At 56.1% G+C, this 16,331-nt stretch carries 15 protein-coding genes; 3 read left to right on the top strand and 12 right to left on the bottom strand.

The genetic code is table 11. From position 1 onward, the window contains the following. Positions 1-22: 22 nt before the first annotated feature. The 12 genes from KI809_RS18280 to KI809_RS18225 all read right to left on the bottom strand — a co-directional run bounded on the left by KI809_RS18280 (position 23) and on the right by KI809_RS18225 (position 13,306). Positions 23-2,065, bottom strand: a complete 2,043-nt coding sequence (locus tag KI809_RS18280; RefSeq protein ID WP_214173046.1) for a sensor domain-containing diguanylate cyclase — start codon at positions 2,063-2,065, stop codon at positions 23-25. Positions 2,066-2,076: 11 nt separating this feature from the next. Next, positions 2,077-3,459 carry a TldD/PmbA family protein gene (locus tag KI809_RS18275; protein ID WP_214173045.1) on the bottom strand — a complete coding sequence of 461 codons (1,383 nt, stop codon included), beginning with the start codon at positions 3,457-3,459 and terminating at the stop codon, positions 2,077-2,079. After that, positions 3,452-3,724: a DUF4911 domain-containing protein gene (locus KI809_RS18270; protein ID WP_214173044.1), complete on the bottom strand. Its 273-nt coding sequence runs from the start codon at positions 3,722-3,724 to the stop codon at positions 3,452-3,454. The genes KI809_RS18275 and KI809_RS18270 overlap by 8 nt, the downstream gene beginning before the upstream one ends. 2 nt (positions 3,725-3,726) lie before the next feature. Beyond that, positions 3,727-4,626 carry a polysaccharide deacetylase family protein gene (locus KI809_RS18265; protein WP_214173043.1) on the bottom strand — a complete coding sequence of 300 codons (900 nt, stop codon included), beginning with the start codon at positions 4,624-4,626 and terminating at the stop codon, positions 3,727-3,729. A 37-nt stretch (positions 4,627-4,663) separates the two neighbouring features. After that, entirely contained in the window at positions 4,664-5,284 is a 621-nt protein-coding gene (locus tag KI809_RS18260) for an outer membrane beta-barrel protein (protein WP_214173042.1), read from the bottom strand. 24 nt (positions 5,285-5,308) lie between these two features. After that, positions 5,309-6,349, bottom strand: a complete 1,041-nt coding sequence (locus tag KI809_RS18255; RefSeq protein ID WP_214173041.1) for a bifunctional UDP-4-keto-pentose/UDP-xylose synthase — start codon at positions 6,347-6,349, stop codon at positions 5,309-5,311. A 56-nt stretch (positions 6,350-6,405) separates the two neighbouring features. Beyond that, positions 6,406-7,317 (bottom strand): formyltransferase, encoded by a 912-nt coding sequence (locus tag KI809_RS18250; RefSeq protein ID WP_214173040.1) that lies wholly within the window; start codon positions 7,315-7,317, stop codon positions 6,406-6,408. Continuing rightward, positions 7,307-8,245: a glycosyltransferase gene (locus KI809_RS18245; RefSeq protein ID WP_214173039.1), complete on the bottom strand. Its 939-nt coding sequence runs from the start codon at positions 8,243-8,245 to the stop codon at positions 7,307-7,309. Before KI809_RS18245 ends, KI809_RS18250 begins: the two co-directional genes overlap by 11 nt. Continuing rightward, positions 8,242-9,405 (bottom strand): DegT/DnrJ/EryC1/StrS family aminotransferase, encoded by a 1,164-nt coding sequence (locus tag KI809_RS18240; protein WP_214173038.1) that lies wholly within the window; start codon positions 9,403-9,405, stop codon positions 8,242-8,244. Before KI809_RS18240 ends, KI809_RS18245 begins: the two co-directional genes overlap by 4 nt. A 75-nt stretch (positions 9,406-9,480) precedes the next feature. Next, a complete protein-coding gene (locus tag KI809_RS18235; RefSeq protein WP_214173037.1) occupies positions 9,481-11,142 on the bottom strand; it encodes a glycosyltransferase family 39 protein in 1,662 nt (553 codons plus the stop codon). 17 nt (positions 11,143-11,159) lie between these two features. Beyond that, positions 11,160-12,101: a lysophospholipid acyltransferase family protein gene (locus KI809_RS18230; protein ID WP_214173036.1), complete on the bottom strand. Its 942-nt coding sequence runs from the start codon at positions 12,099-12,101 to the stop codon at positions 11,160-11,162. Next, positions 12,098-13,306, bottom strand: coding sequence for a peptidase U32 family protein (locus tag KI809_RS18225; protein WP_214173035.1), 1,209 nt, complete (start codon positions 13,304-13,306; stop codon positions 12,098-12,100). Before KI809_RS18225 ends, KI809_RS18230 begins: the two co-directional genes overlap by 4 nt. A 134-nt stretch (positions 13,307-13,440) precedes the next feature. Between KI809_RS18225 and ybgF the strand changes: the two genes are divergently transcribed. From ybgF to dprA, 3 genes are read left to right on the top strand one after another with little or no spacing between them, the layout of a single operon-like run. Beyond that, a complete protein-coding gene (gene ybgF, locus KI809_RS18220; protein WP_214173034.1) occupies positions 13,441-14,154 on the top strand; it encodes a tol-pal system protein YbgF in 714 nt (237 codons plus the stop codon). A 23-nt stretch (positions 14,155-14,177) separates the two neighbouring features. Then, a complete protein-coding gene (locus KI809_RS18215; protein WP_246559505.1) occupies positions 14,178-15,182 on the top strand; it encodes a LysM peptidoglycan-binding domain-containing protein in 1,005 nt (334 codons plus the stop codon). A 43-nt stretch (positions 15,183-15,225) separates the two neighbouring features. Beyond that, a complete protein-coding gene (dprA, locus tag KI809_RS18210; protein WP_214173032.1) occupies positions 15,226-16,305 on the top strand; it encodes a DNA-processing protein DprA in 1,080 nt (359 codons plus the stop codon). Positions 16,306-16,331 lie beyond the last annotated feature (26 nt).

The raw sequence follows: 16,331 nt of genomic DNA, 5'->3' as shown, positions 1-16,331 counted from the left end.
CTAGAAGCAGTTCTACTTATGCTTAATGCGTTTGCATAGAGCCAAAATAATTAAACGCCCGCAAAGCCTTACCACCCGGCATGTCGTATGAGCTTATGATCCTGTTGCGCCCCGCAGCCTTAGCCTGGTAGAGGGCGACATCCGCCGCTGAAACAAGGTCGCTCGCACAGCTGCCGTTGTCGGGAAACGATGAAACCCCGATGCTGATCGTCATCCGGCCGAGCGGGAGGCTTTCCTCACCGGGAAAGAGTTCCTGTTCTATCCCGTAACGGATCCGTTCAGCAACATACATGGCATCGATCTTCGGCGTATCAGGCAACAATATGCAGAACTCCTCCCCGCCATAGCGGGTGACAATGTCCATTTCGCGCACTGACCGGCACAGGATGTCAGCCACCTGCTTCAGTGCCCGGTCGCCGGCCTGATGCCCGCAAAGATCGTTGTAGAGCTTGAAGCTGTCCATATCGAGCATCATGACGCTCATTTTGAGCCCATGCCTGGAACTGCGGGCAAGCTCCTCTTCCATCCGTCGCTCAAGAAAGCGGCGGTTGTACAGCTCTGTCAAAGGGTCGGTTACCGAAAGAAGCTCAAGATGCCGTATCCCCTCGCTGGCCCTGGCACGGAAGACAAGAGAAGCCGTATGCCCGGCCAAAGCGGTCAACAGATCAAGATCAGCCTGGTCAAACAGGGCATTGTCAACCTTGTCGGAGAGGTTCAGCACTCCCAGGGTTTCTTCTTTCCAGCAGAGCGGGACACTGACAAAGGAACCGGACTTGAAGCGTGGTCGGCGACCAACCATAAAACGGCCATCAGTGGCGATATCTCTCACCAAAAGCGGAGTGCCGCTCTGGGCAACCTGCCCGGCAATACCGCTGCCGACCCGCACCGTCAAGGTTCCGGCCAGGGCAGGGTTCATGCCGCGCACTGCCGAGATGCTGAGGATATCCTTTTTGGAGTCAAGCAGCATCAACGACCCGGAGGTAGCAGCGACAAGTTCAGCAGCCTTGTCGAGGAATGCCTTTGACAACTCGGTAACATCATCAATCAAGGCAAGTTGATTGAAAATATCGAACAACTGCTCAGTGCGCCGGTTCTGGGCAACAAGCTCCTGTTCATGGGAAAGAGAGGCCAACCGCAAGGCCCCTCTGCCGACAAGCAGGTCCTGCAGCAGTAGATCTGAAACAGGGAATCGGTCACCAAGCAACAAAAGCGCTCCGAAATTGCTCCCGCGAGCAGTCAGAGGCAACACTCCCCCCCGGCTCCCGGCAACTTCGGGAAGGAGCTCAGCTAACTCTTTGGGCGCAAGTTGATGCGGCTTATGTCCGGCAACCAGCGCAGCAGCACGTTCTGCCGAAATTTCCACCTTCGCGAAATCAATGCCCCAGAGCGGTTCGATATGCCAGCGTGTTGAAGAGGAGCGAATAACAGCAACTCCAGGCAGATCGAAAATCAGACCAAGAGACTCACTGAGCAAAGCCAGGACATCAGCATAGGTCTCAACCCGATCCAGCTCTGAAGTTATCTCTCCCACCAGGCGAAGCCGATCAGTTTTATCATCATTCAGCTTTTCTTTGGTGTCCATGCCCTGAAGCAGTTTAATCAACGCCATGATCCGCGCTGCCACCTCGGATATGTTGCCAAAAGTTACCACAGGTAACGCTTCAAGTTCCTCCAGCAAGGCAACCGGGTCACAACCGGATTCCCGCGCCATATTCTCCACCGTCACCAAATCGATACAGGCATCGCGCACCCCGCAACCGACAATGCAGGAGACGGAGCAGCCATCATCTATCGGCACAGCAAATCCGTACAGCCCAGTCCGGGTTCGTGCAACCTGTGGAGTACCGATCTGGTCAGTCCTGGATAGCAGGTCATTAACAAAAGATTTTCCGAGACGATTAAACATGGGAGGAGGAGCAACTGCCCCAGCATAGTGCCATGAAGATACCGGCACGACACGATCCCGGCTCCTCTTGAAAAGTCCAAGAGTAAATCCGGAAAGAAACCCTGCATGCTGCAAAGTTGCCAGTGCCTGTTCAGCACCACCCTTGTACATGTCGGCCATAGGTCCTCCTGTCAGGCAGATCCGCCCACAGTGATCTCGGAGATCAACAGGGTCGGCTGCGCATCAGATACAGGGATTCCCTGTCCATCCTTGCCGCAGGTGCCGATGCCAAAACCGAGATCATTCCCTACTCTGACTACATTCTGCAAAACGGTCGGGCCGTTGCCGGTAAGGGTGGCCCCGCGCACCGGTTCACCTACCTCACCGTTTTCAATGAGGTAACCCTCGGTAACTTCAAAGACAAAGTCGCCGGTAACCGTATTTACCTGGCCGCCGCCCATCTTCTTCACAAACAGCCCGCGAGCCGCCTCTTTCACCACATCCTCCGGGGCTGTCTCTCCCGGGAGGATCATGGTGTTGGTCATCCTGACTATCGGTTTCGAGGCATAGGATTCGCGACGACCGTTACCGGTAGATGCCGCGCCGGACTTCATCGCGGAAAGACGATCATACAGATAACCTTTGAGCACGCCGTTTTCGACCAGGACATTCCTGCGGGCAGGCACCGCCTCATCGTCAAAGGAGAAAGACCCGCGCGCATTCGGAATTGTTGCGTCATCAACCACGGTCACCAGAGGCGAAGCCACCATGGTACCAAGCTTACCAGTGTACATAGAAACACCGGCCTCAACCAGATCGCCCTCCAGCCCGTGACCGATGGCTTCGTGTACCATGGTGCCACCCGCCTCTGAAGAAAGGACAACCGGCATCATGCCGCCGGGTGATTTGGTCGCCCCCAGCATCATCACTGCCCTGCGGGCCGCAGCCAGGGCTATCTCGGCCGGCGGTCTGCCCCCGAGAATTTCCAGCCCGCAGAAACCGCCAACCGGTTCGTAACCGGTCTGGATTACCGAACCGTCGCCGGCAACGGCCTGAACCGCAAAAACGACCCCGGTTCGCGAAAACTCAACAAATTCGCCGTACGAGTTTGCAATCTGGGTCTTTGACCGGCCATCGCGATAGCTGACCGAAACCTGGCGCACTCTTGGGTCGTAGCCTCGCGCAGCCCTGTCAGCCTCGTTAACCATCGCCACGCGCCGCTCAAGCGGGACCAACTCCGGCGGCTCAACTATCGTGAACCCCGGGGCAATGGTACGGCTGCGCAGATCTATCGCTGCACCAAATTCTTTCCCCTTCACCGCCCGGCTGACAATCCGGGCAAGCTCCAGCAGTGCCTCTTCAGTGACATTGTTAGTATAGGCATAGGCGGTGCGCAAGTCAGCGATGACCCGAATCCCCACGCCACGGTCACTGCCGGCCACCACCCGCTCGATCCGTCCGTCATCACAGGCAATACCGGTGGATGCCCCCTCTTCAAAGTAGATGTCGGCAAACTCGCCGCCGTTGGCCAGGGCTGTTCGCAAAATTTTATGGAGTTCCAGGTTTTCAAGCATTTATTGCCTCCATGGGATCACTAACCTCTACCAGCTCGATATCTGCCGCCAATGCCGCCAGCAGGTCGCCGATATCCTGCTCGGCCCATGTCGAAAAGCTGATCCGCACAATGCCTTCCTTGCGATCAGCTGTACTCATGGTCGAGAGCCCTTCGTATGCCTCCAGGATAAACTTGAGATAGACGATATCCCGACGATCAACGCGGAAATAACGAGCTTTGACAGTTTCAGGAAATCTCTGACCACTGGCCACAGAATCGGGCATCCTCAGCCGCCCTGTATCGCCACCGGCATTGCCCTGCCACCGGTATAGCTCATCTGCAGCTCGCAATCCGGCGCAGCGTCGGCATACTCTTGCGCTGCCTCGCCGAGAGTTGCAAACCTGACACCTTTATCGATCAGCCTCTCAAGCAGGCGGGTAAAGGTCTCAGTGTAGGCGTTCCCTTCCAGCTCGGCATGGATGGTATGCACATTCAGACCGGGCTTGATCAGGGAGAGGTAATGGTCATTGATGGTGTCCAGGGTAATGCCGTTCTCGCCAAGGATTTCGTCAAGAGTGGGCCAGGTGGTTGGGATCTGGAGGGTCGTAAAGCGCCGGCCTTCCATGACCGGATAAAACGGGTGGGTACCGCGGGAATCACTGCAGAAGAAAAGTCCCATGGCATCCTGAATCTCCAGGGAGTCAGGGGTTACGGTCCATCCCGGGGCCGCAGTGGTTCGAGCCCGGCGACCGAAGATATCTTCAAAAGCGGCGCTGGCACGGCCCAGTTCCATTAAAGCCGCCTGTTTGGGTAGCCAGGGGAGGTAGTCATGCCATTTGACATGGTCCCAACAGTGAATGCCAACCTCATGCCCGGACTGTTCAACGCCAAAGATCACATCTGGCAGCCGTTCGGCAATGTACGGCGGGGGGAGTATCGTTCCGTAGAGCATCGTCCTGAGACCATAGGCCGACGGCGCTCCGGTCCTGAACATCTTGCGGAGAAAACCCTTCTTAAAGATCCGTTTTATTACCTTACCTGAGTTATCGGGCCCCAAGGAAAAATAGAAGGTTGCGCGAATACCGAAACGGCCGAGGAGTTCCACCAGACGCGGCACACCGTCCCGGGTGCCGGCATAGGTGTCCACGTCAACCTTTAAGGCAACAACAGTCGACTGATTCGACATTTACCGGCATTCCTCCGCAATAAAAATATTGATTGAATTACAGCCCCATCCTGAAATATGCGGTTAAAAATGTGCCGGAAATATCCAAGGCATCCCATTTGGTCTCGATGCGTTTGACTTCAAGCCCGACAGAAGAAACCCCGCCAAGCAGCAGTGAAACGCCTCCGCCGTAATGAAAGCCGAGCAACACCTTGTCATCGTCTGCGTACGAAATGTCCTGATTGCGGTTATCCACTTTCATCATGGTGTAATACATACCGCCGCCGGCAAGGGCATAAATGTCAAACTGCTTGAACGGAAAAATCGCCCGCACCGTCCCGGTGACCGGCACCATCTGGAAGGATCGGTGCAGGTTAGAGAGATTGTCGTCATAGTCGTCTGCCTGGAGGAAGCCGAGCGAGGCTTCCGCTGCCAGCCAGCGAAGCGGCTGAATGCCATATCCAGCCTCGGCGCCTTCACCGACATTCATCCCTGACGGCGTCTCCTGGAAAAACGGCCCTCCACGGAACAGGACGTACTGTTTACCATAACTTTTTTCAGCAGTGTCAACCTGATCATTCTTTTTCATCCAATCGAAATCAGCGGCAGCGGCTTCTCTGCCAACACTGGATGTAAAAAGCACAAACACCGCAACGATAACGGGAATAAGGCATTTCATGGTTACCACCTCCGATCACCGGCTCTACAGCAGATGCTCGATCTTCTCCCTTTCATCCACCAGGTAGAAATCAAGGGTCTTCCTGAGCGCATCATCGATGGAGGTCTTTGGCTCCCAGCCGAGACGCTCCTTGGCGTTCTTCACCGAAGGCACCCTGGTGAGCATATCCTGATAGCCCTTGCCGTAGAACTCCCCGGAGGTAACCTCAATGATCTTGCACTGCTCTGCCTTTTCACGATAGGCAGGGTACTCCTTCATCAGCGTTAACAATTTCTCGGCAAGCTCCTTGACTGAAAGATCATTGACAGGGTTGCCGATATTGAAGATACCGCTGTTTGCAGCACCGTTCTCATTGGCGATAATCTTCATCAGGCAATCGATGCCGTCTTCGACAAAAGTAAACGAGCGCCGCTGTGCCCCGCCATCAACCAGTTGGATCGGTTCCCCGGCCAGGATATTGTAGAGGAACTGGGTCAGGACGCGTGAGCTGCCTTCTTTGGCGGTACTGATGGAGTCGAGCTTGGGACCGATCCAGTTGAACGGTCGGAACAGGGTGTATTGGAGCCCTTCGTGGGCGCCGTAGGCATAGATAACCCGATCCAGCATCTGCTTGGCGCAGGAGTAGATCCAGCGCTCCTTGTTGATCGGTCCGAGCATCAAGGGCGAGTTCTCTTCGTCAAATTCACGGTCAGGGCTCATGCCGTAAACTTCTGAAGTAGATGGAAAGATGACGCGTTTTTTGTACTTAACACACTGGCGAATGATCTTCAGGTTTTCCTCGAAGTCGAGCTCAAATACCCGCAGCGGGTCCTTGACATAAGTGACCGGTGTGGCGATTGCCACCAGTGGCAGCACCACATCGCATTTCTTGATGTTGTACTCGATCCACTCCTTGTTGATGGTGATATCCCCCTCAAGAAAGTGAAAACGAGAATCGCCCAGAGATCGCTCCAGCTTGTCGCAGGCCATGTCGAGGCCGTAGACCTCCCAGTCAGTGGTGGTGAGGATGCGATGAGTAAGAGCATTTCCAATAAAGCCGTTTACCCCAAGGATTAATACTTTCATTTCTTCTCCTGTTTTCGGTTTCAACAAATGGTTCTTTGCAGAAGCCAGTAGTTTTTTTATTTGAATTCAGCTGAAACCAGCGTTCTCTTTGCTACAAAATCTGTGGCGGTTGCCTCTTCCGCTCCCTCTACCTGCAGCGAGCGGATCTCCAGCAACCCGTCGCCGGTACCCACCAGCAGAGGTTCCATAGAGACCACTCTGCCCGGCTCACCGCAACCTTCAACCGGCCATGCCTTCCAGACAATAATCTGCTTGCCATCAAGATGGGTGAAGGCACCGGGATACGGGTGCGTCACCCCGCGAATCAGGTTGTAGATCTGTACCGCGCTAAGACTCCAGTCGATCCGTCCGTCCTCCGGCTTTCTGCCGCCGCAGTAATTGCCGGCCTTCAAGTCCATGGGAATGCGCGCCGCCGTTCCGGCTACCAGTTGCGGCCAGGCGCGACTGATTACCGTTACCGCGGCATCGGTCACCTTGTTGAACACGTCAAAGGCGCTGTCGGTAAAATCTATCGTTACCTTTTCCCGGTCCACGATCTCCCCAGCATCCGGCTTTTCCACCATGTAATGCAGGGTGGCGCCGGTCTCGGTTTCTCCATTGATCACCGCCCAGTTCACCGGCACCCGGCCCCGGTATTTCGGCAGATAGGAGCCGTGCAGGTTCAGGGCGCCCCGGGTCGCCAGCTCCAGCACTGTCGGCTTGATCATGTTCCGGTAATAGAACGAGAGCAGGAAATCCGGGGCAAGTTCAGCCACCCTTGCCAGGTTTTCCGGCTCGTTGATGCTGGTAGTAAGATACGGGATGCCGTGCTGCTCGGCCAGCTCCCGCACCGATTCGAACCAGATCTCCTCGGTCGGCGAATCCTCGTGGGTGAAGATCAGCCGGATGTCAGCCCCTTGTCGCAGAAGCTCTTTAAGGCAGCGGTAACCGACGTTGTGGTAGGCGCATACAACCAGCTTATCTGACATCATCGCCCCCATGCACCTTCCTGACCACATACCGGGGCCGTCTCCTGACCTCCTGGTAGATCCGGCCGACATATTCGCCGACAATGCCGATGCCGAAGATGGTGATACCGATGAAGAAGAACAGGATGGCAAACAGGGTAAAGACCCCCTCTACCTCAGCGCCGACAATAAAGCGCCGTACCAGCAGGAACAGGGCAAAGGCGACGCTGAACAGCGACGTCAAAATACCGAGCAGAGCGAACAGTTGCAGCGGCACTACCGAAAATCCGGTCATCAGGTCAAAGTTCAACCGTACCAGCTTGTACAGCGAGTACTTGCTCTCGCCTTCCAGACGCTCGGCATGGGCAACCTCCACCTCGCTCGGGCTGGCAGCAAAGGTCTGGGCCAGGGCCGGGATAAAGGTCGAGGCCTCCTGGCAGCGATTGATATTGTTGACCACATTGCGGTGGTAGGCCCGGAGCATGCAGCCGTAATCGCTCATCTTCATGCCGGTCATCTTGCGGGTGACGATATTGACCATCAGCGAGGCGGTCTTGCGGAAGAAGGTATCCTGACGTTTTTGCCGGATACTTCCGACTACGTCGTGCCCCTTCTCCACCTCGGCAACCAGCTTCGGGATCTCCTCCGGCGGGTTCTGCAGATCGGCATCGAGCGTAACCACAATCTCGCCGCGGCTGACCTCAAAGGCGGCCATGATCGCCATATGCTGGCCGAAATTGCCGTTGAACTCAACCACCCGCACCTCAGGGTACTTGGTAACCATCCCTTTCAGGATCTCCAGCGACCGGTCCCGGCTGCCGTCATCGGTGAGGATGATCTCAAACGGTTTACCCATAGCCTGCATGACCGGGTAGAGCCGGTCAAAGAGGTTGGCGAGGTTACCCTCCTCGTTATAGACCGGGATGACTATTGAAATATAAGGGTTCATTTCCTGGTTCTCGCAATAACTGATTTGACGGCAGTTACCACATCAGCAGCATCATTGTCGCTCATCTTCGGGAAGAGCGGCAACGACAGGATCCGGTCAGAGGCATAATCGGCATTGGGGAGCGAGCCTGCCGCTTGGGGCAGATGCTCGCGATACCAGGCGTGGTGGTGCACTGCCTTGTAATGGAGACCTGTGCCGATGTTTTCCTTTTTCAGCTCGGCCATGAAACCGTCACGATCGATGCTCAGCATCTCGACTCTGACCAGCGGCGTATAGAGGTGCCAGGCATGACGCTGCGCGTACGGCGCATATGCCGGCAGGGCCAGCTCGGCAACATCGGCAAACTCCCGATTGTAAAACTCCGCGATCTCCTTGCGCCGGTCAATGAACCGGTCCAGCTTCGGCAGTTGGTGAATGCCGATGGCGGCCTGGATATCCATCATGTTGTATTTGAATCCCGGCATCACGATGTCGTAGTTTGGGGTGCCGCTGGCAGCAAACCGCTTCCAGGCCTCGCGGCTCATGCCGTGAAACTTGAGTAACGACACCTCTTCGGCCACGGTTTCGTCCGGGGTGCAGACCATCCCCCCCTCGCCGGTGGTCATGTTCTTGTTCGGATGGAACGAGAATATGGAGATGCTGTCCAAGGTACCGATGCGGGTCCCCTTGTACTCGGTACCGGCAGCGTGGGCGGCATCCTCGATCACTGTCAGGCCGAACTCTTTTGCCAAGGCGAATATCGGATCCATGTCGCACGACTGACCGGCAAAATGCACCGGTATGATTGCCTTGGTCCTGGGAGTTATCTTTTCGCGAATCCTGGTAGCATCGATATTAAGGGTGCCCGGCTCGATATCCACTAGCACCGGCTTGGCGCCGCACAGGACCGGGATACTCACGGTCGAGGCAAAGGTCATCGGGGTGGTGATGATCTCGTCCCCCTCCTTAATCCCCAAGGCAAGCAGCACCAGATGCAGCCCGGCAGTTGCCGAACTGAGCGGCACGGCAAAGGGAGCGCCTACATAGGCCTTGAACTCATCCTCGAAACGCTTCACCTTAGGCCCGGTGGTGATCCATCCAGACTTGAGAGAATCGACAACCTCGTTTATCTCGGCATCTTCGATGGTTGGGGTGGAAAACGGAAGAAATTCGCTACGCACTGAACCTCCATATGACCCGTAAAATCGTCTATTTATGGCACAAATTACCGGCAGGTGCAAACCTTTTCCGACTGTTTACCGATTCGTAACCAGGAGCTTGCGGCTGTCCTTGCCAAGCACCCTGACCGGCGTCTTGATTTTGGTTTGCAACCACTCCAGGTCATTCGGTTTGATCAGGGCAACGATATGACGACCCGACTCCCAAAGCTCCGGCAGCTTTTCATGCTCCATGAACCAGGCCGACTGGTCGCCGATCTTTGCACCAAACTCCAGCTCCCCCATGCCACCGGCAATTATCACCCGCCTGCCGGCATAGAACGGGAACCCCTGTTCATAGCCCACGCTTACCACGGCAGTATCCGGGCCGGCGACAGTCCGCACCATGCGGCACAGCTCCCTGGAGCTCGCCTTTTTCAACGACATGGCCGGGAACACCGCATGCGGGGCAACCAGCGACAGCAGCAGGCCGCCGACAGTAAGGGTAATAAAAAACCGTTGGCTATCGCCACGGCGGGCAAAAACAAAAGCCAGAAGCCCCTCCCCGATAAAGGCGATCCCCAGGGCAGCTCCGCCCGCTACCGACGCATAAGGCCTGGTATCGACAAACGGGTAGGCGATGGCGCCGCAACCTACAATACAGAGCACTGCCGCCAGCAGGATTCCGGTTTTACGCGGCAGAGCCTCACCGTCGAAAACCTTACTGAACAGCAGTCCAACCAGCATTGCCAACGGCGGGAACACCGGCAGGATGTAGGGAATGAGCTTCGAGTTGGACTTGGAGAAAAAGAGGAAAATAAAGAGCGCCCAGATGATGATGTAGAGCACCTGGTCGCCGCCCTGGTTCTTGCGCTCGCGCCAGGTCCGCACCAGGGCATGCGGCACAAAAAACGACCAGGGGAGCATGGTCAGCAACAGGATCGGCACGAAAAACCAGAGCGGCTGATACCTGCCGTGTACCTTGGTGAGAAACCGGGTGAAATGCTCGTGAATGAAGAAAAAGTTGAAAAACTCGGGATTGCGCAGCGAGGCAAGCAAAGGCCACGGCACAGCCACCAGCAGCAACAGGATCATGCCGGTGAAGAGCCGCATCTCCTTCAGCAGCACCCAGCGCTTGCTGAACAGCAGGTACAGAAAAATGATCCCGCCCGGCAGGACAAAGCCGATCAGCCCCTTGGCCAGGAACGCCAGGGCGGAGAAGAAATAGAACAGGTAGTAGAACCGCCCTTTGCAGGGCTCTTCCGGGCGAGTCGCCAGGAGAAAGCAGCCGATGGTGGCGGTCATGCAGAAGGTCAAGGTCATGTCAGTAAGATTGATCCGCCCCTGGACCAGAAACCCGGTGGCAGACCCGAGGATCAGAGCAGCCATGACCCCTTCGCGGCGACCGAACAGTTTCCTGGCCGCATAATAGGTGAAGAGCACCGTGAGCAAGCCGCACAACGCCCCAGGAAAGCGGGTGGCGAATTCGTTCTCGCCAAAGAGTTTCATGGATAAGGCATTCAGCCAGTAATGGAGCGGCGGCTTCTCGAAATACTTCACATAATTGAGCATCGGCGTGACAAAGTCACCACGCTCAAGCATCTCGCGGGGTATCTCGCTGTACCGCCCTTCGTCAGGCTCCATCAGGGGAAATTTCCCGAGAAACTGGAAAAACGCGGTGCCAAATATCACGGTAAGCACTGCCAGGTCGCGCCGTAGCGAGCCGACCCGGTCGGTTACGAAATTAATGATGTGCTGCATCTGCTCCCTCTCATAGCTTAGTTGATCTCTGCCCCATTCGGCGCAATTGCGTCAGTGCCCTTCCACCTGCGATAAAACCAGTTCCACTGGGCCGGGAAACTGATGATCTGCTGTTCGATGTAGCGGTTCAAGCGGTCAGTATCACGCTGAATCCGCTCCGCCTCATCCCCGACCACCCCAAGCTCCATTTCCGGGTGGATGGTGACGATGTTCCGCTCCCCTTCATGATGGATAAATATCGGCACCAGGGCTGCCTGCGACTTCATCGCCACCCTGACCGGCATCATCGTCGTCCAGGCCGGCCGGCCGAGGAAATTGGCGATAACGCCATGCGGCGGCGGCGCCACCTGGTCCACCAGGATGCCGACAATCCCGTTTGCCTTCAAGAGGGTCAGGATCTCGCGTACGGCATGGTCGCGGTAAATAACGCTGTTGCCGTGGCGATAACGCATCTTTTCCAGGAACTTGTCGATATACTGCTTCTTCATCGGTTTGGCGACTACTGCCACCGGTTTGAATTTTGCTCCGAAAGAGAGCGCCATCAGCTCCCAATTACCGCAGTGGGCGGTTATGAACAGTACCCCCTTGCCACGGGCCGATGCCTTCTCAAAATGCTCCAGCCCCCGGAATTCAACCGTGGCGATGAGATCACGGTCAAGGCCATGGTACAGCCGGCTGATCTCGGCAACCAGCCGTCCCATGTTCTCGAACAGCTCCCAGGCCAGCCGTGCAGGCGTATGGTAAACAGGGCTCCACCCCGGCTGGAGCTGCAACCAGGGGAGCATCCGCTCCATATTCTCCAAGCCAAGCGAGCGCCAGGCCCTCAGGACTTGATAGAGAACGGCCCCGAGTTTGCTGCCAAGCCTGGTGGCACTCCTGAGTGGCAATAGCGCAAAGGGAAATGTTAGAAGCATAACCGCCGAAGTGCCTGCCGCCCACTTCAGATCGCGAAAGGTCATCTCGTCTTCCTCAGCAGGTCAAACTGCTCCACCGGGAACGAGGGTTTCAACCGGATCCTGCTGTTGGGATTGGCCACTTCCAGGGAAACTGATTTTTCATTCAGCAGTTCGACCTGCGGTATTAGCCCAAGCCGCATGCCTCGGCCAAGCCATTCCAGTGAGTCCCCGGACTTGATCTGGTTGCGAACGGCAACAATCGCCGTACCATCTGCCTCTACCGCTTCGACCACGCCGACAAACTCGTGGCTCCGGATGTAACTGGCCTCATATTCCTGTCCCACATCCAGTGGGGCGCCAAAGGCAAAGCCGGTGGTATAGCCGCGGTGGCTGATCTTGCACAGCTCCTCCAGCCATTCGGGGCGAAACCGGTAGCCATCCCCCTCGGCAGCCAGCCGGTCCAGCGCCTCGCGATAGACACGGATAACGGCGCCAACGTAATTGATCCCTTTCATCCGCCCTTCAATCTTGAGGGACGATACCCCGGAGGCAGCCAGTTCCGGCAGGTGCTCAATCAGGCACAGATCCTTCGAATTGAAGATAAAGGTGCCGGTCTCATCCTCAAGCACCGGGAAATACTCACCAGGCCTGGTTTCCTCCACCAGGGAATACCCCCAGCGGCATGGATGAGAGCATTCGCCCTTATTGGCATTGCGACCCGACATGACGCTAGACAGCAGACAGCGGCCGGAGTAGGAGATGCACATTGCCCCGTGAACAAAGGCCTCCAGCTCCAGGTCAACCCGGCTGGCGGTCTCGCTGATATCAGCAAGCGACATTTCGCGGGCAAGATTAACCCTCTTGATCCCCTGCTTCTGCCAGAAAAGAGCGCTGCGCCAGTTTACCGTATTGGCTTGGGTGGACAGGTGCAGCTCCATGTCCGGGGACAGCTCCCTGACCAGATCAATCACCCCGGGATCGGCAACAATATAGGCATCGAAGGGGACAGGGGCAATCTCTCCCAGGTAGGCCTGAAGAGCAGAGAGATCGCTGTTTGCCGGGTAGGCGTTCAGGGTCAGATAAACCTTGACCCCTCGGTCATGGGCATAGGCTACCGCAGCATCAAGCTCCTGGCGATCGAAGTTGGCGGCGAGGTTCCTGAGGCCGAAGGATTTCCCACCCAGGTACACGGCATCGGCACCATAGTGAATCGCAATCTGTAATTTTTCCATATTGCCGGCAGGAGCCAGCAGTTCCGGTATCTTCATTGAATCCTTACCCTTTTTCCGAGTAGTGGCGAATATTAACACATCCCACACCCCAAAGGAACCCAAAAGGGGCGCAACCTCTTGACAATGAACCGTAAGAAGCTTTAATTATGGTAACTTTCGGGGAGGATGTAATGCGTATACAGGAAAGCTTGGGCGTCATTCTGGCAATGACCCTTCTGAGCGGCTGCAGTTCAATGGATGTGCTGACCAAGAAACAGATGGAAACCGAGGGGAGACTGGAGCAGATTCTCCAGGCCAACGCTGCCCAAAGAACGCAACTAGCCGATCTTTCCAAGGAACTACAGGGCCTTTCCCAAAAAGTTGCGGACCATGAAGCCTTCTTCGCTTCACAGCGAGCTGAAATTGAGGCGGTCAAAAGTCAGCTGGCTGCCAAGCAGAAAATCGCCCCAAATACCGAGGCAGCAGCCACCATTGAGGTGGTCAGTGCCGAACCGGCAAAGAGCGACACCGAATCACAGCAGCAGGAAGCCTACATGAAGGCCTTTGGCATCTTCAGCGCCAACAGGTACTCAGAAGCGATCAGCGCCTTTACGACCTTCATCGCTGCCTATCCAAACAGCGAATATGCTGCTAATGCCCAATACTGGATCGGCGAGTGCCACTATTCACAAAAAGAGTACCAAAAGGCGCTGGCCGCCTTCAATGCCGTACTGACTAACTATCCCAAGGGGAAGAAGGCTCCCGATGCCATGCTGAAGGTGGCGTTCTCCCAGTTGAGCCTTAACGACACGGCTGCGGCAAAAGGAACCATGCGGCAACTGATTGAAACCTACCCCAAAAGTCCGGCAGCTGCCAAGGCCAAAGAGAGACTCAATCGTCCGTAATTAATATATCGAGGTTAATGCCCATGAAAAAAACCATACTGACCATGCTAGCTGCGGCTTTATTGTATGCCATTCCGGCAATTGCCGTTGATGAAGAGCCACAGACCTACCTGATCCAGCAGGGAGATACTCTCTGGGGGCTGTCGGAAAAGTTCATGAAGGATCCGCATTACTGGCCGGATCTCTGGGTAAAAAGTCCCGGGGTCGGTAATCCGCATGTCATCTTCCCCGGCCAGAAAATCATCTTCAGAAACGGCAAGCTAGAGATTGAACAGGCCCCGGTTAGCAACACTGCCCCGCCCGTCCAGGCTCCGGCCTCGACAAAAGCCCCGGAGCCGGTCAAAGAAGTAGTATTCTCCGTAACCGGCGGAGAAGGTTTTATCGAAGAAAGCGAGCAGAAGCCTTTCGGCACGATCATCTCAACCTATCAGAACCGGCAACTGTCCGGCGAAGACGATATCGTCTATACCAATCTCGGCAGGACCAGAGGGGGCAAGATCGGTGACCGCTACTCGATCTACCGCAAGTCGAGCGCCATCAGCCACCCTGTCACCAACATGATTGCGGGGCACAAGGTAATTCCGTTGGGAACCCTGCAGATCGCCGAACTTGAAGATACTGTCTCCAAGGCGATTATCACCAAATCATACCAGGAGATCGGCCCAGGGGCCCAACTGACACCATACAAAGAAAAGAAAAAGGTGGTAGCGCTCAAGGCGTCGGACCGGGACCTGACCGGCTATATCATAGAAACCAAGACCGGCAACAAGGCGATTGCCACCGGTGACGTGGCCTACCTCGACCTGGGGGAGGCCCATGGCCTTAAGACCGGCAACATGGTCTATGTCGTCAGGGATGTGCTGCCGGATCCGAAGTTCATAGACTTACAGGTCGGGAAGCTGCCACCTGAGGTCATTGGTGCCCTGGTGATAGTAGAAACCAACAAAACCACGTCAACTGCGCTAGTGGTCAAAAGCATTGATACCATTTACCGTTCTGACCGGGTAGAAATGCTCAAAGGCCGGTGAGCGACGGGAAAGCGGCAGCCCGACCCGCTCCGCATCAATCCAGATGACTGATTACTTTTACTGGTTTGCCCTGAAAAGCGTCCCGCTGGTCGGCAATGTCACTTTTCGCCGACTGGTGGCGCATTTCGGTTCGCCGAAAATGGTACTGGAGAGCTCGGCGGCAACACTTACGGCCAGCAAAACCGTCTCTCGGGCAGTCGCGCAAGCAATTACCTCTCACAACTACCGCTCCTTTGCCGAAAAGGAAGCGGCGGCGGTCGAAAAGCTGGGAATCAAGCTTATAACCTTCCAGTCTGAGCTCTATCCGCCACTGCTTCTTGAGATTCCGGACCCTCCCCCGTACCTCTACCTCAAGGGGAGCCTGGAGCAGTGCGAACCGGCAATTGCCATCGTCGGATCAAGGAGCGCAACTAGCTACGGGTTGCAAGCGGCGAACCGGCTGGCCACAGAACTGGCGGAACAGGGCGTGACCGTTGTCTCCGGCATGGCCAGGGGGATCGATACGGCTGCCCACAAGGGCGCCCTGGCCGGAGGCGGCAAAAGCATCGGCGTACTCGGCTGCGGCATCGACGTTGTCTATCCGGCTGAAAATCGCCGCCTTTTTGATGAAATGGCCGAGTCCGGCGCTCTGGTCTCTGAATTCCCACTGGGAACCGGTCCGTTGGCCAACAACTTCCCCAGGAGAAACCGGATCATCAGCGGGCTTTCCGTTGGAGTACTCGTAGTGGAAGCAGCAGCGCGGAGCGGCTCACTGATAACCGCCCAGTTTGCCTTGGAGCAGGGGCGCGATGTCTTCGCCATCCCGGGATCGATAACCTCCGGTGCGAGTCGCGGCACAAACAGCCTGATCAAGCAGGGAGCCAAACTGGTCGAAACGGTCTCCGACATCCTGGAAGAACTCCCCTCAGCAAGAGGCCGCCAGCAGATCCCGTTTCAACCAAAACCCGTGCTCCTGCCGGGAGAAGAAGCAATCCTTTCGACTCTCGGCGAAGGCCCGGCCCATATCGATGAAATTGCGAGGAAAGCCGGGTTGACAGTACAGGAGCTTTCCGTTATTTTACTCCGCCTGGAGTTAAGGGGTATCGTCATCCAGCTTCCAGGCAAACTGTTTTCCCGTTCCTGATTAATTGAATGCACTCTATCAAGTGA

This window comes from Geoanaerobacter pelophilus (assembly GCF_018476885.1).
In the GTDB taxonomy this organism is placed as follows: domain Bacteria; phylum Desulfobacterota; class Desulfuromonadia; order Geobacterales; family DSM-12255; genus Geoanaerobacter; species Geoanaerobacter pelophilus.
The sequence above is the reverse complement of the archived record's forward strand: the minus strand, read 5'-3'. Positions and strand labels throughout refer to the sequence as shown.

What these genes read in the sequence shown, in the direction of transcription:
- KI809_RS18255 (WP_214173041.1), bottom strand. Translation starts at nt 6,349, where the DNA reads ATGAAAGTATTAATCCTTGGGGTAAACGGCTTTATTGGAAATGCTCTT.
- KI809_RS18250 (WP_214173040.1), bottom strand. Translation starts at nt 7,317, where the DNA reads ATGTCAGATAAGCTGGTTGTATGCGCCTACCACAACGTCGGTTACCGC.
- KI809_RS18260 (WP_214173042.1), bottom strand. Translation starts at nt 5,284, where the DNA reads ATGAAATGCCTTATTCCCGTTATCGTTGCGGTGTTTGTGCTTTTTACA.
- ybgF (WP_214173034.1), top strand. Translation starts at nt 13,441, where the DNA reads ATGCGTATACAGGAAAGCTTGGGCGTCATTCTGGCAATGACCCTTCTG.
- KI809_RS18245 (WP_214173039.1), bottom strand. Translation starts at nt 8,245, where the DNA reads ATGAACCCTTATATTTCAATAGTCATCCCGGTCTATAACGAGGAGGGT.
- KI809_RS18275 (WP_214173045.1), bottom strand. Translation starts at nt 3,459, where the DNA reads ATGCTTGAAAACCTGGAACTCCATAAAATTTTGCGAACAGCCCTGGCC.
- KI809_RS18265 (WP_214173043.1), bottom strand. Translation starts at nt 4,626, where the DNA reads ATGTCGAATCAGTCGACTGTTGTTGCCTTAAAGGTTGACGTGGACACC.
- dprA (WP_214173032.1), top strand. Translation starts at nt 15,226, where the DNA reads ATGACTGATTACTTTTACTGGTTTGCCCTGAAAAGCGTCCCGCTGGTC.
- KI809_RS18225 (WP_214173035.1), bottom strand. Translation starts at nt 13,306, where the DNA reads ATGAAGATACCGGAACTGCTGGCTCCTGCCGGCAATATGGAAAAATTA.
- KI809_RS18235 (WP_214173037.1), bottom strand. Translation starts at nt 11,142, where the DNA reads ATGCAGCACATCATTAATTTCGTAACCGACCGGGTCGGCTCGCTACGG.
- KI809_RS18280 (WP_214173046.1), bottom strand. Translation starts at nt 2,065, where the DNA reads ATGGCCGACATGTACAAGGGTGGTGCTGAACAGGCACTGGCAACTTTG.
- KI809_RS18230 (WP_214173036.1), bottom strand. Translation starts at nt 12,101, where the DNA reads ATGACCTTTCGCGATCTGAAGTGGGCGGCAGGCACTTCGGCGGTTATG.
- KI809_RS18270 (WP_214173044.1), bottom strand. Translation starts at nt 3,724, where the DNA reads ATGCCCGATTCTGTGGCCAGTGGTCAGAGATTTCCTGAAACTGTCAAA.
- KI809_RS18215 (WP_246559505.1), top strand. Translation starts at nt 14,178, where the DNA reads ATGAAAAAAACCATACTGACCATGCTAGCTGCGGCTTTATTGTATGCC.